The 24,289-nt window shown below is 34.5% G+C and carries 20 protein-coding genes; 18 read left to right on the top strand and 2 right to left on the bottom strand.

Annotation, left to right across the window (positions count from 1 at the left end):
- Positions 1-245 precede the first annotated feature (245 nt).
- The 13 genes from MHH96_RS12340 to MHH96_RS12400 all read left to right on the top strand — a co-directional run bounded on the left by MHH96_RS12340 (position 246) and on the right by MHH96_RS12400 (position 15,477).
- Positions 246-848: an NDxxF motif lipoprotein gene (locus tag MHH96_RS12340; protein ID WP_047942379.1), complete on the top strand. Its 603-nt coding sequence runs from the start codon at positions 246-248 to the stop codon at positions 846-848.
- 255 nt (positions 849-1,103) lie between these two features.
- Complete coding sequence (locus tag MHH96_RS12345; RefSeq protein ID WP_053215678.1) at positions 1,104-2,069, top strand: AraC family transcriptional regulator; 966 nt, start codon at positions 1,104-1,106, stop codon at positions 2,067-2,069.
- A gap of 169 nt (positions 2,070-2,238) precedes the next feature.
- A complete protein-coding gene (gene rhaB / locus MHH96_RS12350; RefSeq protein ID WP_173427266.1) occupies positions 2,239-3,657 on the top strand; it encodes a rhamnulokinase in 1,419 nt (472 codons plus the stop codon).
- A gap of 15 nt (positions 3,658-3,672) precedes the next feature.
- Positions 3,673-4,926, top strand: coding sequence for an L-rhamnose isomerase (gene rhaA, locus MHH96_RS12355; protein ID WP_047942378.1), 1,254 nt, complete (start codon positions 3,673-3,675; stop codon positions 4,924-4,926).
- A 147-nt stretch (positions 4,927-5,073) separates the two neighbouring features.
- The gene (locus MHH96_RS12360) at positions 5,074-6,075 is read left to right on the top strand and encodes a substrate-binding domain-containing protein (RefSeq protein ID WP_047942377.1); all 1,002 of its coding nucleotides are present in this window, start codon (positions 5,074-5,076) and stop codon (positions 6,073-6,075) included.
- A 19-nt stretch (positions 6,076-6,094) separates the two neighbouring features.
- Positions 6,095-7,897 carry a cache domain-containing sensor histidine kinase gene (locus MHH96_RS12365; RefSeq protein WP_047942376.1) on the top strand — a complete coding sequence of 601 codons (1,803 nt, stop codon included), beginning with the start codon at positions 6,095-6,097 and terminating at the stop codon, positions 7,895-7,897.
- A gap of 6 nt (positions 7,898-7,903) precedes the next feature.
- A complete protein-coding gene (locus MHH96_RS12370) occupies positions 7,904-9,130 on the top strand; it encodes a response regulator transcription factor (RefSeq protein ID WP_047942375.1) in 1,227 nt (408 codons plus the stop codon).
- 330 nt (positions 9,131-9,460) lie between these two features.
- Entirely contained in the window at positions 9,461-10,510 is a 1,050-nt protein-coding gene (gene chvE, locus MHH96_RS12375; RefSeq protein WP_235850119.1) for a multiple monosaccharide ABC transporter substrate-binding protein, read from the top strand.
- 29 nt (positions 10,511-10,539) lie between these two features.
- On the top strand, positions 10,540-12,075 hold the full coding sequence (gene mmsA / locus MHH96_RS12380; protein ID WP_047942373.1) for a multiple monosaccharide ABC transporter ATP-binding protein: 1,536 nt from the start codon (positions 10,540-10,542) through the stop codon (positions 12,073-12,075).
- Between the two features lie 88 nt (positions 12,076-12,163).
- Positions 12,164-13,276 (top strand): multiple monosaccharide ABC transporter permease, encoded by a 1,113-nt coding sequence (gene mmsB, locus MHH96_RS12385; RefSeq protein WP_235844462.1) that lies wholly within the window; start codon positions 12,164-12,166, stop codon positions 13,274-13,276.
- Positions 13,277-13,421: 145 nt separating this feature from the next.
- Positions 13,422-14,186: a DeoR/GlpR family DNA-binding transcription regulator gene (locus MHH96_RS12390; protein WP_047942371.1), complete on the top strand. Its 765-nt coding sequence runs from the start codon at positions 13,422-13,424 to the stop codon at positions 14,184-14,186.
- A 250-nt stretch (positions 14,187-14,436) separates the two neighbouring features.
- On the top strand, positions 14,437-15,273 hold the full coding sequence (gene rhaD / locus MHH96_RS12395; protein WP_047942370.1) for a rhamnulose-1-phosphate aldolase: 837 nt from the start codon (positions 14,437-14,439) through the stop codon (positions 15,271-15,273).
- Positions 15,274-15,348: 75 nt separating this feature from the next.
- The gene (locus tag MHH96_RS12400) at positions 15,349-15,477 is read left to right on the top strand and encodes an iron-containing alcohol dehydrogenase (RefSeq protein WP_141232318.1); all 129 of its coding nucleotides are present in this window, start codon (positions 15,349-15,351) and stop codon (positions 15,475-15,477) included.
- An 86-nt stretch (positions 15,478-15,563) separates the two neighbouring features.
- Here the strand turns inward: MHH96_RS12400 and MHH96_RS12405 are convergent, their stop codons facing one another.
- Complete coding sequence (locus tag MHH96_RS12405) at positions 15,564-16,415, bottom strand: STAS domain-containing protein (protein WP_373694326.1); 852 nt, start codon at positions 16,413-16,415, stop codon at positions 15,564-15,566.
- A gap of 695 nt (positions 16,416-17,110) precedes the next feature.
- Here MHH96_RS12405 and treC point away from each other — a divergent pair.
- The 4 genes from treC (at position 17,111) to MHH96_RS12425 (ending at position 21,664) form a co-directional block, all read left to right on the top strand.
- On the top strand, positions 17,111-18,793 hold the full coding sequence (treC, locus tag MHH96_RS12410; RefSeq protein ID WP_047942368.1) for an alpha,alpha-phosphotrehalase: 1,683 nt from the start codon (positions 17,111-17,113) through the stop codon (positions 18,791-18,793).
- Between the two features lie 111 nt (positions 18,794-18,904).
- A complete protein-coding gene (locus tag MHH96_RS12415) occupies positions 18,905-19,378 on the top strand; it encodes a PTS sugar transporter subunit IIA (RefSeq protein ID WP_047942367.1) in 474 nt (157 codons plus the stop codon).
- A 366-nt stretch (positions 19,379-19,744) separates the two neighbouring features.
- Positions 19,745-20,491, top strand: a complete 747-nt coding sequence (locus MHH96_RS12420; RefSeq protein ID WP_047942366.1) for a sugar phosphate nucleotidyltransferase — start codon at positions 19,745-19,747, stop codon at positions 20,489-20,491.
- A gap of 24 nt (positions 20,492-20,515) precedes the next feature.
- A complete protein-coding gene (locus MHH96_RS12425; RefSeq protein ID WP_341117464.1) occupies positions 20,516-21,664 on the top strand; it encodes a hypothetical protein in 1,149 nt (382 codons plus the stop codon).
- On the opposite strand, the gene MHH96_RS12430 is transcribed toward MHH96_RS12425, so the two are convergent.
- A complete protein-coding gene (locus MHH96_RS12430) occupies positions 21,629-22,345 on the bottom strand; it encodes a hypothetical protein (protein WP_341117465.1) in 717 nt (238 codons plus the stop codon). The genes MHH96_RS12425 and MHH96_RS12430 overlap by 36 nt on opposite strands.
- Before the next feature lie 161 nt (positions 22,346-22,506).
- Between MHH96_RS12430 and MHH96_RS12435 the strand changes: the two genes are divergently transcribed.
- Complete coding sequence (locus MHH96_RS12435) at positions 22,507-24,288, top strand: glycosyl transferase (protein ID WP_144544507.1); 1,782 nt, start codon at positions 22,507-22,509, stop codon at positions 24,286-24,288.
- The last annotated feature ends 1 nt before the right edge of the window (position 24,289 follow it).

The following is a 24,289-nucleotide window of genomic DNA, read 5'->3' on the forward strand; positions in this document are numbered from 1 at the left end:
ATATTCATGGATGTTTATTAAACTAATGGATAAAAATTGCTTAAAAGTTGTTTTGTATTAAGACGAGGGAAATGAGGACATCTCTTTTGAAATAGTAACTAACGAATGACTAAAATATTTTTCTAGCTAATACCAACAATTAATGGAAGGTCAATTTGATTAAGTGGACATACCATTTGTGATGTTTCTCCTATTAGTCCTCTAAAGCCAGGGAATATTATATTTACAAAGGGGAGTAGGCGTTTATGAAAAGAATATTTTATAGTATCCTAATTCTTTTTCTATTAAGTGCATGTTCAAAAGGAGGGGGAATGAAAACGGAAGAGGAAATAGTCGATACAAATAATGTGAAGATTCCTAGTACCATTTTTTATTCTGACAAACAAAATAGTGTCATTGATGAAGAAGAAATGAAATCAAGCATAAAAACATACTTAGACACCCATGAAGAATTATATCTTGCTAGTTCCCCTTTTCAAGAGATAATAGATGAAGAAAAAGAATTAACGAAAAGTGATTTAGAGAAGTTAAAGCAAATTAACAGGCTTACAAGAGAAAATGATGAAAACTTTTTAAACTATATCTCACAAAATACATTACCCCAAGGTTATCAAGAAGAATCCGAAAGAATAAGTAGATATATTATAAGTTTAAATGAGATGCTAAATGAATTAGATACAGTGCTCGACCAACTTACAGACGACCTGAATGAAGATGTCATTCCTACAGTAAACATGGCCTCTTTAAATAAAAGAAGTAATGTAGTAAACGGAAGAGAACAGAAAAAAATAGAAGAGTTTTTGGAAAATAAAAATATCAAGACTAAAGCATTTAGACAGGAGCAATAAGAAAACAGCAGATTAGAAATGGAAAGAGGGCTATCCTTTAAAATAGAATGGCAATACAGATAAAGCAGCTTAGCTTCTTTTATAGGGAGAGCTGCTTTATGTATGCACGGTTTACAGTTGAACTTTCTGTGTGCTAGCGTTAATTCCTCCCCACCTTATTTATCAAAAAATATGTACTTTTCCTCGGAATAGTTGCTAAACCATTCTGTACCTCTCATAATAATCAAAGATAGTTAAATTAGGAGGCTGACCTTCTTGGATCATGTTGTAATGGAACAATTAAGGAAGTTAACAGAGGAAGAAATAAGCATTGTTCAGCAAAAACAAGGGGTAATGAAAGACATCTATACCAGTCAAAGTAATTTTATAATAGAAAGTGAAAAGTTTTTGCGTAATGATAAAATGATAGCGGTTAGAAAGCATACACGTTTTATTGATTTTCCTAAACATAAGCATAATTATATTGAGATTAATTATGTCGTAAATGGTCAGTTGAAGCAGAAAGTCGGGAATGATGAAATCGTGCTGAAAAGAGGAGAACTCCTATTTTTAAATCAGCACATAGAACATGAAATAGAGGCATGTGATAAGGAAGATATCGTCGTTAATTTCATCATTCAGCCGCCATTTTTTCAATTTATATTTCAATATTTACATGAAGAAAATAAGCTGACAGATTTTTTAATTAGTAGTTTATTTAAACATAAAGAGAGTGGTCAGTATTTATATTACAAGGTTTCAGAGGTCATAGAAATCCAGGATATAATTGGGAAACTATTAAAAGAAGAAAGTAATAATTCCATTTTATCTGAATCGACGATGAAGCTTTATATGGGATTATTAATGATTGAACTGATAAAAAATACTGATAAGATTCAACAAAATGAAGGAGTAACACAAGATCAGTATGTAGTCATAGAGGCTTTGACTTACATTGAAGAGCACTATCAGCTAGGGACACTGAATGAACTTGCTGGACACCTTCACCAATCAACGTCTTCATTAAGTAAAAATATTAAGAAAGCAACAGGCTATACTTTTAAGGAATTGCTGCAGGAAAAGCGACTGAGCGAAGCAAAGAATCTATTAGAGACAACTGATCTTCCGATTAAGAGAATTGTAGAAGAAGTAGGGTATGATAATATAAGTTATTTCTATCGGATATTTAAAGAAAAATATGGCATGACGCCAAAAGCGTTTCGATTGAAACTAGCAAAATAGTAATTTGCTAGTTCTTTCTTTGTAATCTCATTCCTTTTATAAAACAATGAACGAGATATGGAAAATAAGGACAATAAAAAAGAAAAGTGCGTTATTTTATTTAAAAATGAAACCCGTTACAATATCCTTAAGAAAACGTTTTCTAATTCCTTTTCAAGGAGAGGTGTAAATGATTAGATATACACTGGCAGTAGATATTGGAGCCTCAAGTGGTAGGCTTATTCTCGGGTCTGTTCAATTAGAAAAATTAGAACTGAAAGAAATTCACCGTTTCGACAATAAGATGATCAAAAAAGGACAGCATTATTGTTGGGATATAGATATGATATTTTCGGAAATAAAAAAAGGAATTAAAAAATGTAATGACATAGGAATTACTCCTGAAAGTATTGGTATCGATACATGGGCAGTAGATTTTGTATTACTAGATGAAAAGGGGGAACTTTTAACAGATGCTGTTGCTTATAGGGACGATCGAACGGATGGCATGATGGAAGAAGTATTCCAGAAAATAATGAAAGAAAGATTGTATTTAGAAACGGGAATTCAATTCCAAAAATTTAATACTATTTATCAGTTATATTCGTTAAAAAAGACACAGCCAGAAGTATTCGCACAAGCGAAAACCTTTTTAATGATACCTGATTATTTACACTATTTATTATCAGGTATTGCAGTGAATGAATACACCAATGCTACTTCGACACAGTTATTAAATGCTTTCACCAAAAAATGGGATAAAACGATACTTGATATATTAGAGATCAATAAAGAAATATTCCAAGAAATTAAAAAGCCAAATACGATTCTTGGGAATTTAAGACCAGAATTAGTGGAAGAGTTTGGCTTTGATATGAAAGTGATTTTGCCAGCGACTCATGATACAGGTTCAGCAGTAATTTCAGTTCCAGCTTTTAACGATACAATCTATATCAGTTCGGGGACATGGTCATTGATTGGGGTGGAAAATAGATTTCCAATTTGTGTGACAAAGGCTTTAGATTATAACTTTACTAATGAAGGAGGAATTGATTATCGCTATCGTTTCTTAAAGAATATTATGGGACTATGGATGATACAGGAAGTCAGACGCAATTATAATAACCAATACTCTTTTGCCAAGTTTGTTGAATTAGCAAAAGAGGCACAAGGTTTTTCAAGTATTGTAAATGTAAATGATAATCGTTTTCTAAAGCCTGACAATATGGTAGAAGAAATTCAGAACTATTGTCTAGAAACAGGACAGCAAGTTCCGACAACACCTGGAGAAATAGCGAAATGTGTTTATGATAGTTTAGTAGATAGCTATGTTACAGCGATAAATGAGATAGAAGAAATTTTTGAAAAAACTTTTCCGAGTATTAATATTATTGGCGGCGGCTGTCAGAATGAAATGCTAAACCAGCTACTTGCAGAAGCGTCTCAGAAGGATGTATATGCTGGACCGATAGAAGCGACAGCAATTGGGAATATTGTTTCTCAATTCATCGCATTAGGAGAAATAGATAGTTTATCAGAGGCTAGACAAATGATAAAGCAATCATTTGAGATAAAAGCATATAAAGCTGCGGAAGATGTAATCAAATAAAAGGAGGATACAATCATGTCGGTTAAAGAAAATTTTGATCTAGCAAAAAAACAATATGAGCAATGGGGAGTAAATGTAGAAGAAGCATTAGAAAAGCTAAAGAATATTCCGATTTCCATCCACTGCTGGCAAGGGGATGACATTGCTGGATTTGAAGTAAATCAAAGAGAATTATCTGGTGGTATTGATGTAACTGGGAATTATCCTGGGAAAGCAACGAATCCGGAGGAATTAAGAAGCGATTTAGAGAAGGCGCTCTCGCTTATTCCTGGTAGACATCGCGCGAATCTCCATGCTATTTATGCAGAAACCAATGGGCTAGCCGTAGAAAGAGATGAGTTAGAGCCAAAGCATTTTGAAAATTGGGTGCAATGGGCAAAAGAAAATGGTTTAGGGCTGGATTTTAATCCGACTTTATTTTCCCATGAAAAAGCAGCTGATGGATTAACGTTAGCTCATCCAGATCAAGAAATTCGTGATTTTTGGATTCAGCATTGTATTGCTAGTCGGAAAATTGCTGAATATTTCGGGAAAGAGCTCGGAACACCGGCATTAACGAATATATGGATACCGGATGGCTACAAAGACATTCCAAGCGACCGTTTAACCCCAAGAAAAAGATTAAAGGATTCCTTAGATAAAATTTATGCTGTAGAAACAGATGAACGCTATAACTTAGATGCAGTAGAAAGCAAGGTTTTTGGAATTGGTTCGGAATCTTATGTAGTAGGTTCCCATGAATTTTACTTAGGCTATGCCTTGAAAAATAATAAATTATGCCTCATGGATACAGGCCATTATCATCCAACCGAGACTGTTTCGAATAAAATTTCTTCCATGCTTTTATTTAGCGATAAATTGGCATTACATGTATCGCGGCCAGTAAGATGGGACAGTGACCATGTTGTTATTTTAGATGATGAACTGAAAGAAATTGCTGTTGAAATAGTACGTAATGATGCATTGGATAAAGTAATTATAGGTCTTGATTTCTTTGATGCAAGCATTAACCGAGTAGCAGCATGGACAATTGGTACAAGAAATATGATTAAAGCTCTTTTAAATGCATTATTGCTTCCAAATGATAAATTAAAACAATTACAAGAGGAAGGAAATTTCACAGAGAGATTGGCATTAATGGAAGAATTTAAAACATATCCATTTGGGGCAATATGGGATTACTATTGTGAACAAATGGATGTACCAGTGCGTGAATCTTGGCTGAGTGAAGTGAAAGTGTATGAGGAAGAAGTTCTTTCCAAAAGATAAAATATAAAGGAATCGCTCTCACCATGAGAGTGGTTTTTTTATGGTTTAAAGATGGAATTGCATGTTGGATACTTGTTTTTTTCTTTTCACTGTAAATGTTTCCATGTATAATGATACATACAGTTTTTTCCTTTGGAGGTGTGGTTTTTGAAGCGGTTACTGTATGTATATATGTTTGTTTTTATATTATTTGGTATTTATTTTTATTATTCTCATTTGTATAATGCTTTAGATGATAATAACGGTATGAAAAGAGAGCGCTTACAAGGTGCAGTTAATGACGAGTATGTGATGGTAACCTTTCTGGCAGGGATGGATTACTGGAAGTCGGCATTAAAGGGATTTGAGGACGCAGCTAATGAATGGAATGTGTCTGTTGCTTATAGAGGGGGAACACAATATGACCTGCATGAGCAAATTACTATATTAGAGCAAGTGATTGCCAAGAAGCCTGCAGGGATTGCTCTTTCTGCCATAAATCCAAATAATCTAAATACTACCATTGATAAAGCTGTGGAGATGGGGATTCCAGTTGTTTTGTTCGATTCTGATGCACCCTTAAGCAAAGCATCAGCCTTTTTAGGCACTAACAATTATGAAGCGGGTGTAAAGGCAGCAGGTAAGCTGGCATCTCTTATAAATAAAAAGGGAAAAGTAGCCGTTATTACGCTGCCAGATCAGTTAAACCATCAAGAAAGAACAAAAGGGTTTGTGGAAACCATTAAATCAAACTATCCGAATATAGAAGTGGTGCAAGTCCGAAACGGAGAAGGCGATCAACTGAAATCGGAAAAAATAGCAAAAGAGATAATAAAAAAATATCCAGATATTAAAGGGATATTTGTAACAGAAGCGAATGGGGGAGTCGGAGTAGCAGATGCAGCAAAAGATAACAAGGAGATAGATGTAAAGATTATCAGCTTTGATGTAGACAGAAAGACATTAGATAACATAGAAAATGGAACTATATCTGCAACCATTGCTCAGGGGACATGGAATATGGGCTATTGGTCCATGCAGTTTCTCTTTAAACTGCATCAGAAGGACATCATTAGCGACCCTCATGGCCTGCCTCCTTATGTGGATACAGGAATTACCATTGTTACAAAGGATAATGTGAAAGAATATTATGCCGAATATACAAAGTAAGGAAGAAAGGTTTAGATAAATGTTCGCGAAATTAGGGAAAGTTAATGATTTTTCACTAAGAGATAAATTGATTGCTTTGTTTTTACTAATTAGTATTATCCCAGCCATTGGTCTAGGCTTATTAGTCGGTGTAACAGTGGAAAAAATTTTAGGAGAACAGGCAACAAAAAATACCTTGCAATTAATCAATCAAGTAAATACGACATTAGAGTCGTCCATAACGAATGTACAAAATGTAAGTTATCTCATTTCGATGGATGCACAAATTAAGACGTTTTTTTCCTCAGATCGAAAGGAAGGAAACGAGACGGATCAAAGTTATTCCATTCGCCAAAAAATGCAAGGGTTTACATCCTTATATCCAGAAATTGCAGGAATCCTATTAATCAATAAGGAAGGAAAATATATTAGTAATGAACTTTATGCAGAGGATAGAGTGGATTTGACAAAGGAGGAATGGTATAAAGAGGCAGTCCGGAATAAGGGGATCTTTAAAATTATTGGGAAGCCTGAAAAGCGTCATATTATCAGTCAAATTAATTACAAGGATGAAGATGTGGTGACTGTAGTGAGGGCAATTGTCGATAGAGATACACAAGAAATAACCGGTGTCTTATTAATCGATTTAAAGTTAAGAGTCATTGGAGAAGCGATGAATAATGTCCATATTGGATTATCGGGATTTTTAACTGTAATAGATGAAAATGGCAAAGAGATTTATTCTACTTCTAATAGTGAAGCACTCGAGATTCCAGAAACGATTTTATTAGAAGACGATTGGGGGGCTTATAAAAAGGTAGTAGATGGAGAGAAGATGGAGTTTATTTATCAAAGAACCCCTTTTTCCAATTGGACAACAGTTGGGATATTTCATTCGGATGAATCAGTAGCAGAAGTAAAAGAAATTCAATTGTATTTGTTCTTTTTTGTATTTTTTCTGTGTTTTGCCGGTATAACGGTGTCTTATTATTTTTCTCATTCAATTTCCAATCCGATCATTGAATTAATGACGATGATGAGAAAAATTGAAGATGGCCAGATGGAAATCCGTTATAAGGGGAAACGAAAAGATGAGATTGGCAGACTTGGAAAAACATTTAATCATATGATTACAAAGATTAATAGTTTAATAACATTAACAGAAATGCAAGAAAAACAAAAGAGAGAAGCAGAATTAAGAAGCCTGCAAGCACATATAAAGCCACATTTTCTATACAATACATTAGATACTATTAATTGGATGGCAAGAAAGCATGGGGCAAAAGATGTTGCAGAGGTAGTTGCATCATTATCTTCCTTTTTCAGAATTGGTTTAAGTAAGGGCAATGATATGATTCCCTTAAAAGACGAAATGAAGCATATTCAAAGTTATCTTATGATTCAAAAGGCAAGATATCAGGAGAAATTAAGTTATGAAATTATATATGATTCTAATTTGACAGAAGTAACAATCCTTAAGTTGGTCCTTCAGCCTATAGTGGAGAATGCCATTTATCACGGAATAAAAGAAAGAAGAGGACCTGGAAACATAAACATCTCTGCTATTCAAGAAAATGCGTGCTTACTTTTAAAAGTAACGGATGATGGAAAAGGCATGGAAGAGGAGGAGTTACATGCACTAAGAGAAAAACTAAATACGCTTGTGATCTTAAAAAAGGAAAGGAAGGAACAGATAAATTTTGGCTATGGCATGATGAATGTACAAGCAAGAATTAAACTTACATATGGAGACGCGTATGGTCTAGCAATTGATAGTGAGCATGATAAAGGAACAACAGTAGCGATAAAACTTCCCATGAATCTAGAGGAAAAGAAGGAGTGAGAATGGATGGATAAACAAATATGGAATGTGTTAATTGCTGATGATGAACCTATTATTCGGGAAGGGATACGGAATGCCATTGATTGGTCTGCACTTCAGATGAATGTTATAGCGGAAGCGGAGGATGGGGAAGAGGCGATAGAGCTTTCGCTGATGCATTCTGTCGACATCCTCCTTATAGATATAAATATGCCAATTGTAAATGGACTAATGGTGATTAAACAGGTAAAAGCAAAGCTGCCAGACTGCCAAATTATTATTATAACGGGTTATGATGAATTTAAGTATGCCCAAGAAGCCGTTCGATTAAATGTATTCGATTATTTATTAAAACCTATCGATCCAGATCATCTAATGGGATTGTTAAATAAGATTAAAATGGAGTTAGTAGAAGTAAATAAAAAAAGGGCTTTACTGGACAGAACATCCGAACAATTCACTAAAAATCTGCCGACCTTACAACATAATTTCTTCCGTGAATGGTTAGGGGGCAAATTAACGAATGAGGAAATAAAGGAACAATTAGCTTTTTACTATTTAAATACAAGTATACCTAAACAACTAGTAGTTATTTCTTGTTTAGAATTTCTCGAAAACAAGCCTATTTTAAGTGAAAAGGAAAAAGGAGAGATTCAAGAATCGTTAAAATATCATATTCTCTTATTCTTACAACACAAGGAAATAGGTTATTTTCATGATGAATCAGGACTGATTGTCCTAATTATCTGGCAAACTATCACTAATGAGGTGGCTTTACAGTTGGAGGAATCTATCAGAAAAGAACTAAAAATGTCTATTGCCACCTATATAAATAACAATGAAGTGGATTACAAACATCTCTTTTCCTTATATAAAATCTGTAAAGAAATGATCCAACAGGAAATGAATATTTCACCTATTGTGAGAAGAGCAAAGAGTATTATTGACCATCAATATGCGGATTCTTCCCTTTCACTTGAAAAAGTTGCGATCACTTTACAGGTATCTCCTGTTTATTTAAGCAGACTAATGAAGCAGGAATTAAAAGTAAGTTTCGTCCAGCTCCTTACAACGAAACGAATGAAACAGGCAATATATTTACTTCAATCAACAGATTATCCAATTATCACAATATCTCAGCTAGTCGGATATGAAACGCAGCATTATTTTAGTACAGCATTTAAAAAGATTATGGGTGTTTCCCCTAATAAATATCGCAGAAATATTATGGAGGAAACAAATAATATACAGTGAAGGAGTAGAGGACATGAAAAAGGGGCTTCTTTTTTTATGAAATAAGACTAAACGCAGCTCGGGAAAATAGGTGGGAGATCAACTGTCCGTATAGCCAATTATTCAACTAATGATCAGTAGAGGGATAGAGAAGACAACATAGATATTATTTTCTTAATTAAAATGAAAGCGTTTTAATTTAAGTTAAAAAAGTATAAAAATAGTAAATTATTTGAAAAGACCATACTTGAGGCAGATGCTATAGTAAGTTTAGTCAAAATAAAAGCTTAAGACAAATGTAGAAAGGGGGAAGTTTGTTTGTGTAAAAAAGTGTTTACATTTATTGCTGTCATTGTACTAACATTTATTACTGCTGCATGTGGAGTTGAAAAAACTTCTGGAGAGTCAAAAGGGTTTATTGGTATTTCCATGCCTACCAAATCATCAGAAAGATGGGTAAATGATGGAGAAAATATGAAAAAACTGTTTGAAGAACTTGGCTTTAAAACAGATTTACAATATGCAGAGGATGTGATTGAGAATCAAACAGCACAAATTGAAAATATGATTACAAAAGGTGTAGATATTCTTGTCATTGCCCCCATCGATGACCGATCCGGATTAACAGGCGTTCTAGAGAGAGCACATAAGGATGGCATAAAAATTATTTCGTATGACCGTTTAATACAGCACAGTGAATATGTAGATTATTATGCAACATTCGATAATTTTAAAGTAGGAGAGCTGCAGGGTCAATATATTGAGGAGAAGTTAGGATTAAAAGATTCTGAAGGGCCATTTAATATAGAGATTTTTGCCGGATCTCCAGATGATAACAATGCATACTTTTTCTTCGATGGAGCAATGTCAGTCCTTCAGCCATATATAGATTCTGGCAAACTAGTCGTAAGAAGTAAGCAGACAAAATTTAGTCAAGGAGCGACACTCCGCTGGGATGGAGCATTAGCTCAAGCCAGAATGGATAATTTATTAAGTGCTCATTATTCCTCTGAACGGATAGATGCCGTCTTGTCTCCCTATGATGGGATTAGTATTGGGGTTATCTCGTCATTAAGGGGTGTTGGCTATGGAAGCAAAGATAAACCGATGCCGATTATAACAGGACAAGATGCAGAGCTTGCTTCTATTAAAGCAATTATAAATGGAAGACAAACGCAAACCATTTTCAAAGATACACGAGAATTAGCTAAGAAAGCAGTGGAAATGGCAAGGGCTTTACTCAATGGAGAGGAAGCAGAAGTAAATGATACGGAAACATATAACAACGGAAAAAAAGTAGTTCCTGCTTATCTTTTGAAACCGGTTTCTGTGGATATAGAAAATTATGAAGCTGAATTAGTCGATACGAATTATTATACGAAAGAGCAGCTGGGGCAGTAATAGTAAAAAAAATAGAGGTGGTGAAGGACATGGCAAATATAATTCTTGAAATGCAAAATATTACGAAGGAGTTCCCAGGGGTTAAAGCTTTAGATGATGTTAATTTAAAGGTTAAGCAAGGAGAAATACACGCCCTTTGTGGGGAAAATGGTGCTGGTAAATCAACTTTAATGAAGGTATTGAGCGGAGTTTATCCACATGGTACTTATTCTGGAGATATTTTCTTTCATAATGAGGTTTGCACATTTAAAGACATCAAACAAAGTGAAGAGCTAGGAATCGTAATTATCCATCAAGAGCTTGCATTAGTGTCGGAATTGACGATAGCAGAAAACCTCTTTTTAGGAAATGAAATCGTTAACAAAGGCGTTATTGATTGGAATAAAACAATTTTGCGTACAAGGGAATTGCTTAAAAAAGTCGGATTAAGTGAATCACCAAATACAAAGGTAAGTGATATTGGAGTAGGTAAACAACAATTAGTAGAAATCGCAAAAGCTTTATCAAAGGATGTTAAGCTGCTTATTTTAGATGAACCAACAGCTTCTTTAAATGAGAATGACAGCGAAAACTTACTAAATTTATTATTAGAACTTAAAAAACAAGGAATGTCTGCCATCATTATATCTCATAAACTGAACGAAATTGAAAAGGTTGCCGATTCTATCACCATTTTAAGAGATGGAAAAACGATTGAGACATTGGATGTAAAGAATGATCAGGTGGATGAAAACAGAATTATCAAAGGAATGGTAGGAAGAGATCTTACCAATCGTTATCCAGAGCGAATTCCCCATATTGGAGAGGTTGTTTTTGAGGTAAAAGACTGGAATGTTTACCATCCAAAGCATATGGATAGGAAAGTAATCGATAATGTCTCCTTAACGATTAGAAGGGGAGAGATTGTCGGGATTGCTGGATTAATGGGAGCTGGACGTACCGAATTAGCAATGAGCTTATTTGGAAGAGCATATGGAAAGAATATCAATGGAAAAATAATAAAAAATGGGAAAGAAGTGCAATTCAAAGATGTAACTGCAGCAATAAATAATGGACTAGCCTATGTTTCGGAAGATAGAAAAGGTAATGGTTTAATTTTAATGGAAGACATTAAACAGAATATTACGCTTGCAACGCTTGACCGTATTTCTAAACATGCTGTGTTAGATAAGAATCAAGAGATAAAGGTTGCAGAAGAATATCGGCAGAAATTCAGAATAAAAACACCAAGCATCTTTCAAAAAGCTGGAAATCTGAGCGGCGGTAATCAACAGAAAATCGTATTAAGTAAATGGGTATTTTCAGAGCCAGATATCTTAATTTTAGATGAACCTACTAGAGGAATAGACGTTGGTTCTAAATATGAAATTTATACAATCATTAATGATCTTGTCAATGAGGGAAAAAGTATTCTGATGATTTCGTCTGAATTACCAGAGCTATTAGGGATGTGTGACCGTATTTATGTAATGAATGAAGGGCGCATAACAGGAGAAGTTCTTAAAGAAGAAGCAAATCAAGAGAAATTAATGAAATATATGACCAAAAGTAAAGTAAGGGGGTAAGCGAACAATGCAGCCACAAATAAAACCAAATCCAGTAGGTTCACAAAAAAACAAATCACTTTCTCATGTTAATTTCCGTCAATATAGTATGATTATCGCTTTAGTATTCATTATGGTATTGTTTCAAATTATTACGGATGGTTTATTACTAAAACCCTTAAATATTACAAACTTAATCTTACAAAATAGCTATATATTAGTTCTGGCAGTTGGAATGTTACTTGTTATCGTCACGGGACATATTGATTTATCGGTAGGATCGATTGCCGCATTTGTTGGCGCCATCTCTGCCATTATGATGGTAAATTATGAAATGTCTCCATTTTTAGCAATCGTCATTTCTTTAGTATTAGGTGCTGTTATCGGAGCATGGCAAGGTTTTTGGATTGCGTATGTCCGTATTCCAGCATTTATAGTCACACTAGCAGGAATGCTCCTATTTAGAGGGTTGACGATGATTGTATTAGAAGGGAAATCGATTGCTCCTTTTCCTGAATCCTTTCAGAAAATCAGCTCTGGATTTATTCCTGATATAAGTGGAGGATCATTGCATCTATTAACGATTTTAATTGGTGCTGTTTTATCTATCATCATCATTTTCCTTCAATTAAAAAACAGAAGGAATCAATTAAAACATCAATTTGATGTTCAACCATTTGGGCTGTTTGTATCGAAGTTAGTAGGAATGATTTTAATTTTGAATATCTTTACCTTTGTTCTCGCAACCTATGAGGGCATCCCCAATATTTTAATTGTATTAGGTATTCTGATTGTTATCTATACATTTGTAACAAACAAAACAAAAGCAGGAAGACATATTTATGCAATTGGAGGAAATGAGAAGGCGGCTTTGCTTTCTGGGATTAAAACGAAAAAGATGACATTTATGGTGTTTGTTAATATGGGAGTACTTTCTGCATTGTCTGGTCTCTTATTCGCTGCACGTTTGAATGCGGCTACTCCAAAAGCTGGTAATCTTTTTGAACTTGATGCCATTGCAGCTTGTTTCATCGGTGGAGCTTCTGCATATGGGGGCATTGGAACCATACCTGGAGCAATTATTGGTGGTTTGGTAATGGGAATCATGAATAATGGAATGTCACTAATGGGACTTGGCATTGACTGGCAGCAAGGAATTAAAGGGCTTGTACTTTTAGCAGCTGTAGCCTTTGATATTTATAATAAAAACAAAGCACAATAGTTTGATGGAAGGGATGGAGTAAGGATTATCTTATTTCATCCTTTTTTTATGGAAGGGCTTCTTATTAAAACGAAAAATATGCTATAGTAATAAACATATATCAACTTAATCCCAAGAAAACAAAAATGGAGGGAGAACTTCGAAAGTGCTTGTAGCAGAAAGACGTAGAAAAATTGTGGAGCTTGTGAATGAAAGATTAAGTATACGCGTATCAGAATTAAGTGAAATTTTTTCGGTAACGGAGGAAACGATTAGAAGAGATTTAGAAAAATTAGAGCAGGATAAGCTTTTGATGAGAAGTCATGGAGGGGCAGTGAGTATTGAAAAAGAACCTAGCGATACTCCTTTCATGGAGAGAGAGGTTACGAACGCAGAGCAAAAGAGAGCAATAGCCCGAGAAGCGGTAAAGCGCATACAGCCTGGAGAACAAATCATCTTGGATGGTAGTACCACTGCCTGGTATATGGCGTCACAATTACCTGATATGCCTTTAACTGTGATTACTAATTCTATTAAAGTAGCTTTGGAATTAAGTAAGAAGGAACAAATTAAAGTAATATCAACAGGTGGAATGCTTTTGTCGAAATCATTATCTTATGTAGGACCACTGGCTGAACGTTCCCTTGAACAATATTATGTTAGTAAGTTGTTTCTATCATGCAAAGGAGTAGATGTGCAAAGTGGTCTAAGTGATGCTAATGAATGGCAGGCATTATTAAAGAAGCAGATGATGAATATAACATCAGAGGTTACTCTTCTTGTTGATTCAAGCAAATTCGGAGTAAAGACATTTGCTCATATTGCCAATCTAGATCAAATACAATATGTTATTACAGATGAACGTATTCCGGAAGAATATGAAAATTGGTTTCAAGAAAAAAATATCTCTTTTCAGGTCGTTCCATCATAAAATAATCTGTTCAAGCTTACGGGCGGAAAATGAAGAAAGATAGCACCAATATTTTTGAAAATATATTGGTGCTATCTTTTTTTATTTGGAGAGAAAGTGATTTTAAAAAAACAAAAGAAAACAAAAATATTTCGCAGTAAATACGCATAGTTAAACTGTTTTTACTTTTGAATATATTGACTTATTTTTGTTTAAGTCGTAAAATAAGGATGTGAAAATCAAGATTAGCAGATTAAGGGAGTGAAGAGAAATGGTTGCGATTATGCAAAAGCAAAATATTTTAGATGCTCCATTTATTAAAGAAATGTGTGAAGCAACATTTAATATGTGGAATATGGGCTGGGATGAACGGAATGGAGGAAATATCAGTTATCTTTTAGAAGAAGAGTTAGTGGAACAATATTTGGATACTGGCAAAATTATTCGGTCTATCCCTCTAAAGTTTCCAGTGTCAGAATTGGCAGGGAAGTATTTTATTGTAACAGGCTCTGGGAAGTATTTTAAAAATGTGAAAAAAGATCCTGCAAATACACTTGGTGTTTTAAAAATAGATAAGAGTGGAGAAAAAGTGCATATACTATGGGGATTTGCAGATGGGTCGAATCCTACAAGTGAGTTACCCTCCCATTTTATGAGCCATATTGCACGTTTACGAGTAGACCCTAATCATCGGATTATCATGCATAACCATGCCACAAATATACTTGCAATGACATTTATGCATGATTTAGATGAAGCAAGTTTTACAAAAACACTATGGCAAATGTGTACCGAATGTATTGTTGTTTTTCCGGATGCAATCGGGATTCTGCCTTGGATGGTTCCTGGAACAGATGAAATTGGAGAAAAAACAGCAGTGAAAATGAGAGAGCATCGTTTAGTTGTTTGGCCACATCATGGAATATTTGGTGCCGGATCCACAATGGATGAAACATTCGGGCTGATTGAAACAGCAGAAAAAGCAGCACAAATTTATACGATTATTGGGGATGCTTCAAAGATTAAGCAAACCATTACGGACCAGCAGTTACAAGACTTAGCAGATGCTTTTCAAGTAGTACCTAGAGAAGGCGTATTACATCTATAAAAGAGTCAGGGCAAATCGCTCTTTCTTTATAAATAATTATGTGAATTATTGAACAAACAAAAGGAGGCAAATCAAATGTGTGCACATGTATTTTATGTTCCAAGTACAAATTTAATGGGAAGAGGCTGCTTGCGGGAAGTGTTGATGACAATTTACATGTTTATTCTTGCAACCAACATATATGAAAAACCGCTGGACAGTTAGCTAAAGTCTTAGATTAGAAACGATTGGAGTAAAAATAATAAAGGATGTCTTAAAGAGTTTAACTAACTATTTAAGACATCCTTATCTTATTCTACGACCCGCTTCAAGCCAATGCTAGCTAATGCCGTGTGTAAATTGGCACATGTGGTAATTTTGCTAAAGTCGATTCCTAATGAAATAATTGTTTGAGCAATTTCTGGTCTAATACCAGAAACGATGGATTTAACACCAATTAGGTCTAAGGCATGAACGACTTTAAATAAATTGTCTGCCACCATTGTATCGACGATTGGCACCCCTGAAATATCCAAAATGAGATATTCGATTTTTAAATTGGCAGATTCCTGCAACGCAACTTCTAAAATTAATTGAGACCGCTGTGTATCAATTTCCCCAATAAGAGGAATGATGGCCGTTTCTTTTGCTATTGGAACAACTGGAACAGACAGCTCTTCTAAAGCGGTATAAGCAAGCTTCATAATCTGCGTGTTATGCTCTTCATAAATATGCCCTATGTAAGCACTAATTTCATCGAGTATAGGATCAATAATCTTGCCAACATCCAACATGGTAATCGGCGCGAAAGATTTCTGTTCTAATTCCTCTGTGAATACGTCCCAGATTACATTTCGGTAAATCGATAAGGAACGCAGAGCAGATTGTAAGGGAATATGGTTCTTTACAAAGGCTTTCCCAGTTTTATCCGACCAATACTCAATTCCTTCCGAATCTTTCTTATCTTTTAACGCTTCAGCTAAGATAAAGAAAAGCTTAGCATTCCATTTATGCATATCTTCTTCAGCATATGGGAGAGAAAAATTAGATGTCTGCTGTTGTAAAAATTGTGAAAGCAGCCTATTTGTATTTTCAGCAAGGATGTCCTTGTTTTCTATGATTTTGTTCCCAATATAAGCTAATTCATCCTTCAAAATGCTCACTCCTAGTTTAAATCTATTAATAGTATACATGTTCCTACATTATATGTGGAGTAAATGAGCTTTTCCACCAGTGATAAATTAATAATTTCTCAGAAAAAAAGAATGGAGTTTAAGCTTTCTATGTCTTAATTAGCCCTTTCCTTCTACTTAATTTTTTCTGTTCTTTCTGTAAAGATAATGATCAACCGTTTTACATTTCTATTTAGCATTATCTATATCAATGTTTTTTATCTATACAAGAAAGAGAATATTATTGATTAATTAAATTAAATTCTAAAAATTATAGGGATATCTTATCAAAAAAAGCAGTAAATGACCAATGGTTTTTAAGGAATTGACAAAAATCCTTCTTTTTATGGAATACAGAAAAAAGAGCGGAAAATGTAAGGAAGTTTATACGGACAAGTTAGGGGTAGGAACTAATTGGGTTTAGGACAAAGAGGTTTTGAAAACGCATTACTAATCAGTTGACAACTTGTATATACATGTTATGATGAAAGAGAATAAAAATCATTAGTCTTGTTCAAATGCCGAATCATATCGAAGTAACATTTGCTATAATGTCAAACCGATTCGTATGCCTTTTGAGGAAGTACTAGTAATTAAATAGGAAGTAAAAAAACGTAAATATTAACTGTATTGTTTTTTTACAGACAGGAAAAAGAATATAATTTTCACATCGGTGGTGTATATAGATGAAACAAGAATGGTGGCAAAAGGCAGTTGTGTATCAAATTTATCCGAAGAGTTTTCAAGATACAACAGGAAACGGAGTAGGAGATATTCAAGGGATTATTAAAAGATTAGATTATTTAAAAGAATTAGGGGTAGATGTATTGTGGTTAACACCTATTTATACTTCTCCTCAAAAGGATAATGGCTATGATATTAGTGATTATTATTCCATTCATCATGAATATGGAACGATGGAAGATTTTGATCAGCTATTAAAGGAAGCCCATCAAAAAGGTCTGAAAGTTATTATGGATATCGTTGTTAACCATACTTCAACGGAACATGAATGGTTTAAACAAGCAGCATCTTCTAAAGATAACCCATATCGTGATTTTTATATTTGGAAAGATGGAAAAGAAGATGGCAGTGAACCAACGAATTGGCAATCTAAATTTGGCGGAAATGCATGGCAGTATGATGAAAAAACAGGCCAGTATTATTTACACCTTTTTGATGTAACGCAAGCTGATTTAAATTGGGAAAATGAGAAGCTTCGTAATGAAGTGTATAAAATGATGCAATTTTGGTTTGAAAAAGGTGTAGATGGTTTCCGTCTTGATGTCATTAATTTGATTTCAAAAAATCAAGATTTCCCAGATGATGACGGTTCCGCAGCGCCTGGAGATGGAAGGAAATTTTATACAGATGGACCTCGTGTGCATGAGTTTATCCATGAAATGAATCAAGAAGTATTTTCCAAATATGACAGTATGACAGTTGGAGAAATGTCTTCTACAACACTAGAGCATTGCGTTAAATATACAAAGCCTGAGCGAAATGAGTTAAGTATGACTTTTAATTTCCACCATCTAAAGGTTGATTATCCCGACGGAGAGAAGTGGGAAATTGGCGAAATGGATTTTCAGGCTCTGAAACAAATTTTATCTAAATGGCAAGTTGGTATGAATGAAGGGGGAGGATGGAATGCCCTTTTCTGGTGTAACCATGATCAGCCACGTATTGTTTCCCGTTATGGGAATGATGGGGAATTCCATAAGGAATCTGCAAAAATGCTTGCTACTACCATCCACATGATGCAAGGCACTCCTTATATTTACCAAGGAGAAGAATTTGGCATGACAGATCCTAAATTTACTTCGATTGATCAGTATAGAGATGTGGAATCTTTGAATATGTATAATATTTTACAAGCAAACGGTAAATCAGAAGAAGAAATTCTTGAAATTTTGCGCAGAAAATCTCGTGATAACTCTCGTACACCTGTTCAGTGGAACGGTGAGAAAAATGCTGGATTTACGGATGGAACGCCATGGATTGAAACGGCTCGAAATTATCGAGAGCTAAATGCAGAAAATGCATTAAAGGATAAAGAGTCTATTTTCTATCACTATCAAAAACTTATCCAGCTGCGGAAAGAATACAATATCATTACAGACGGAGATTATGAACTACTTGCTCCTGAAGATGATAAAATATTTGCCTATTTACGCAGTACAGATAAAGAGAAATTATTAGTCGTTAATAATTTCTATGAAGATGAAGTGACATTTACTTTACCAGAACACATTGATTGGACAGGATTAACGGGTACTATTCTTCTATCTAATTATCCTGATTCCGATTCCATGAGAGAAAGTATAAAGCTAAGAGCATATGAGTCTATTGTCTATTATATAAAGTAATAATATTTCGTGCAGATATAGGCTTTTAGAAATATTATTTATTAGATTTATGGGAAAATTTTTGTTATTAAGTTAAAATAGGAAGTGAATCTTTTATTGGAGGGTGCTACCTTGTTTAAAAATCTATTTAAGAGAAATAAGGAAGAAAAAACGAATACGACTCAAACTTATATTCAACCATTAGAAGGAAAGCTATTAAGCATTACAGAAGTTCCAGATCCAGTATTTGCGCAAAAAATGATGGGAGACGGCATAGCGGTTGATCCATCCAATGGCGTATTAGTTGCTCCAGCAGACGGACAAATTATGAATGTGTTTCCAACAAAGCATGCAGTAAGCATGACTGATAACAATGGAAAAGAAATCTTAATTCATGTTGGATTAGATACAGTTAGTTTAAAAGGGGAAGGGTTTACTTCTTTTGTTAAAGATGGAGATAAAGTAAAACAAGGACAAAAATTAATGGAAATTGATTTTGATGCAATTAAAACAAAGGTTCCTTCCATCATTACACCAATGGTATTTACTAACCTTGAAGAGAATGAAAAAGTGATAGTAGAAGGTAATGAGATTAGAATAGGATAAGATAATAAAAAAGCTATGAGGTAAATTTGCCTTATAGCTTTTTTATTCAGAAAAGGGATAAACACAGCCTACAGGTAAAACTGTAGGATTTTTTATATGTGTTTGAAATTCCCCCTTATCCAGAAAAAATTATAATTTCTCCTCTTTCTTTAGATATAAATTTATAAAAAGTATTTTTTTGTCTTCGCTACAGTAATAAGCGTAAAGAACAATAATATCCTCCAAAAAAGGGACAGTCTTATAAGTTTCTCCTCCAAATTACTCAAAAATGCGCCTATATCTTACTAAACCTAAGGAAACAACCTATGCATCATTAGTAGCCTGTACATATAATGGCATGAAAATACTAAGAGAAGAGGTGAAAGAATGAAAGTTGTAATTTTATGTGGGGGCAAAGGAATGAGAATGAGAGGCTTAACAGAGAATATACCAAAAGCCTTAGCTGATGTTAATGGGAAGCCGATTATATGGCATATTATGAAGCATTATAGTGAATATGGTCATCAAGAGTTCATTTTGCCAGTGGGCTATAAAGGAGACCAGATAAAAGATTACTTTGTTAATTCAGCCTGGAGAAACAATAATATACAAATTGATTTAGCAAACAATCAATATACCATTCTAGAAAAAACAGAGCCATGGACAATAACTTGTATAGATACTGGTCAAGATACAATGACTGGAGCACGAATTAAACAGTTAGAACCATATATGGATGATGATATCTTTCTATTAACCTACGGGGATGGTTTGTCTGATATTGATTTAGATAAACTTATTGCCTTTCACAAAGAAAAAGGAAAAGCAGTTACACTTACAGGCATCAAAAAAAATAATCAATATGGAGTACTTGATATAGAAGATGGAATTGCTAATCGCTTTTCCGAAAAGCCGATTTTAGATGACTGGATTAATGGGGGATTTTTTGTTTGTAATAAGGAGTTCTTTCAGTATCTATCAGCCCAGCCAGATTGTGTGTTAGAGGAAGAGCCATTAAGAAAGTTAATTGAAAAGAGAGAACTTGCTGTCTATTTGCATGAAGGAACATGGATATCTATTGATACGCCAAAGGATTTGGAAGACGCAAGAAAGATTTGGAAAAAAGAACAATAGATATAAGGGAGAGAGAGGATTGCCATGAAATGGCTAAAAAGAAATATCATATCAGACTTTTTAAAAGCATTGTCGAGTAATGAGAAACAAGAAAAGTCAGCCACGTTAAATATTCAACTATTTTCAAAAGAGATTTCGGTGAAGTTTCACATTGATAATTTAGTTGACGTCGTAAATGGTGCTAAAAAAAATAATAAGGTGTTAGCTTTACCTTCTCCAAAGAAAGAGATTACATCAGAAAATAATGCGGATGCAAAAAGTAGTATAATTTGTGAAACGAATAATAGTTCTCCAAGAAGTAAGGAGAAATTAGCGCAAGAAGAAGCATTATCTCAAGAAAAGGTCCAAGAAGAAGCATTATTTCAAGAAAAGGCCCAAGAAGAAGCATTACCTCAAGAAAAGGCCCAAGAAGAAGCATTATCTCAAGAAAAAGCGCAAGAAGAGGTATTAGCGAAGGAAAAAGCGAAACAAGCAGCATTAGTGAAGGAAAAAGCGAAACAAGCAGCATTAGTGAAGGAAAAAGCGAAACAAGCAGCATTAGTGAAGGAAAAAGCGAAACAAGCAGCATTAGTGAAGGAGAAAGCGAAACAAGTAGCATTAGCAAAGGAAAAAACGAAACAAGGAGCATTAGCCCAAGTAAAAGTAATAGAAGAAGCCTTAGCGAAGGAAAAAGCGAAACAAGCAGCATTAGCAAAGGAGAAAGCGAAACAAGCGGCATTAGTAAAGGAACAAGCAAAACAAGCAGCATTGGCGAAGAAAAAAGCGAAACAAGCAGCATTAATAAAGGAAAAAGCGAAACAAGCAGCATTAGCCCAAGAAAAAGCAAAGCAAGCCGCACTAGCGAAGGAAAAAGCAAAGCAAGAAAAGCTAGCTCAAGAAAAAGCAAAACAAGAAGCATTAGCAAAGGAAAAAGCAAAGCAAGAAGAGCTAGCTCAAGAAAAAGCAAAACAAGAAGCATTAGCAAAGGAAAAAGCAAAACAAGAAGCATTAGCAAAGGAAAAAGCAAAACAAGAAGCATTAGCAAAGGAAAAAGCAAAACAAGAAGCATTAGCAAAGGAAAAAGCAAAACAAGAAGCATTAGCAAAGGAAAAAGCAAAACAAGAAGCATTAGCAAAGGAAAAAGCAAAACAAGAAGCGTTAGCGAAGGAAAAGGCAAAACAAGAAGAGCATTAGCAAAGGAAAAAGCAAAACAAGAAGCGTTAGCGAAGGAAAAGGCAAAACAAGAAGAGCTAGCAAAGGAAAAAGCAAAACAAGAAGAGCTAGCAAAGGAAAAAGCAAAGCAAGAAGCTTCAGCGAAGGAAAAGGCAAAGCAAGAAGCGCTAGCGAAGGAAAAGGCAAAGCAAGAAGCATTAGCGAAGGAAAAAGCAAAGCAAGAAGAGCTAGCGAAGGAAAAAGCAAAGCAAGAAGCTTCAGCGAAGGAAAAGGCAAAACAAGAAGAGCTAGCAAAGGAAAAAGCAAAACAAGAAGAGCTAGCAAAGGAAAAAGCAAAGCAAGAAGAGCTAGCGAAGGAAAAAGCAAAGCAAGAAGAGCTAGCAAAGGAAAAAGCAAAGCAAGAAGCTTCAGCGAAGGAAAAGGCAAAACAAGAAGAGCTAGCGAAGGAAAAAGCAAAGCAAGAAGAGCTAGCGAAGGAAAAAGCAAAGCAAGAAGAGCTAGCGAAGGAAAAAGCAAAGCAAGAAGAGCTAGCGAAGGAAAAAGCAAAGCAAGAAGCGTTAGCGAAGGAAAAGGCAAAACAAGAAGAGCTAGCAAAGGAAAAAGCAAAGCAAGAAGCGTTAGCGAAGGAAAAGGCAAAACAAGAAGAGCTAGCTCAAGAAAAAGCAAAACAAGAAGCGTTAGCGAAGGAAGAACGTACAGCAATTACACGAACAGAGGAGAAAAAATCATCCCTCTCTGAACCAATTGCAGCAACAAACCAAAATTTCTGTGTCATTGCCGGCAAAGAATATTGCATTAAGATTATGGCGGTTTATGAGTCTCTTGCTAAAAATAGTGATAACTTCAACTTATGGGTGTGTTGTATGGATGCTATTACGCACAAATTTTTAAATGAAAAAAATCTTAAAAATATGCATCTTATTAGAGTAGAAGAAATAGAGAATGATCAATTAAGAGCAGTTAAACAAGAACGAATGATTAATGAATATTGCTGGACATTAAAATCTTTCTTAATTGAATATATCTTAAAAAATAATGATATTGAGCAAGTATTATACTGCGACGGAGATATTTATTTCTTCTCTAATCCAGCAAGTATTTTTAATGAGTGGGGTTCTGCTTCCATCTTTTTGACTCCACAAAGAGATCTAGAGTGGGTAGAACAAAAATATGGAAAGTACCAAGCAGGTATTATTGGATTTAGAAAAGATGCAATTGGATTGTCAGCTGTTCAATGGTGGAAGGATCGCTGCATTGAATGGTGCGGAGTAGTTGAGAGCAATGGACGTTTTGGAGATCAAAAGTATTTAGATCAATTGCCGAAAATGTATGATAACGTGCGCATATCTTCTAATTTAGGAGTAAATGCTGCACCTTGGAATATTATCTACAATAATGATTTCAACGTTTCTTTACAAGGAGATAAAGTTTTTATCAATAATGATCCACTTGTTGCTTATCATTTTTCCTGTATAACCATATATGATAGTGATAAATATGATTTATGGAGTATGCATCAAATAAATATTCAAAAGGAAATTATGAATTATATTTATGTTCCATACCTTGATCTTTTAGAAAAGCTAATCAAAAACTATCAAAATAGTTATCCTGGTATTATTAAGGCAACATTATCAACAAAAGACTTTCTTCAAGCGAAGACAAAATACCAATCAACAAAATTGAAAAAAAGAATGATTAAATACGATAATTATTTATTATTAACCTCCATATTTAGTAAAGAATATTTAGTTAAAGGACTTGCAATGTATCACTCGCTTAGCAGACAAATAGATAATTTTCACATGTGGATTTGTACAATGGATTCAGAAACCTATGATGTCTTATCCAATCTAAACTTAAAAAATGTCACGCTAATACCAGTAGAGTCCTTTGAAACTTCACAATTAAAAGAGATAAAACAACAACGAACGCTGCAAGAATATTGTTGGACAATAAAAGCGACGTTACTGGAACACTTACTATCCACACACGCAGAGATTGACCATCTCTTCTATTGTGACAGTGATTTATATTTCTTCTCCAACCCACTTTCTGTAATTGATGACTTTGGTAGATTTTCTGTTTATTTATGTCGTCAACGCGGAACGGATATACTGGAACATTTCCATGGACAATATCAAGCAGGATTTATCGGCTTCAAAAACGAACGTAATAGCCGAAAAATTCTAAATTGGTGGAAGAAGAAGTGTTTAGAAGAATGTTCAGAGGTTTATAACGATAAACGTAAATCATGGGGAGATCAATTGTATTTAGACCGCATCCCTGAATTATTTGAAAATATTAAAGTGAATCAAAACCCAGGAATTAACGCTGCTCCATGGAATCTTATTTTGAATAATACAGAACAAGAAGTAACCATGAGGGAGAATAATGTATATATTGACAATAACCCATTGATATTTTATCATTTCGGAAGTCTGCTGATCTTAAATGAGAATGAATTTGATTTGTGGAAGCTAGAAAAAGTAGATATTTCTTCCTCCACTTTAACGTATATTTATCATCCGTATTTAACGAAAGTAAGGGAGATATTGAGCAGCTTATCTAATGACGCCCAATTCTTTGCTAATCTTCCTAGCGGATATATAGCCAAAAATCCTTATTCCATTGCCTCATTATAAG

This window comes from Niallia sp. FSL K6-0212 (assembly GCF_038007605.1).
GTDB lineage: Bacteria > Bacillota > Bacilli > Bacillales > Cytobacillaceae > Niallia > Niallia circulans.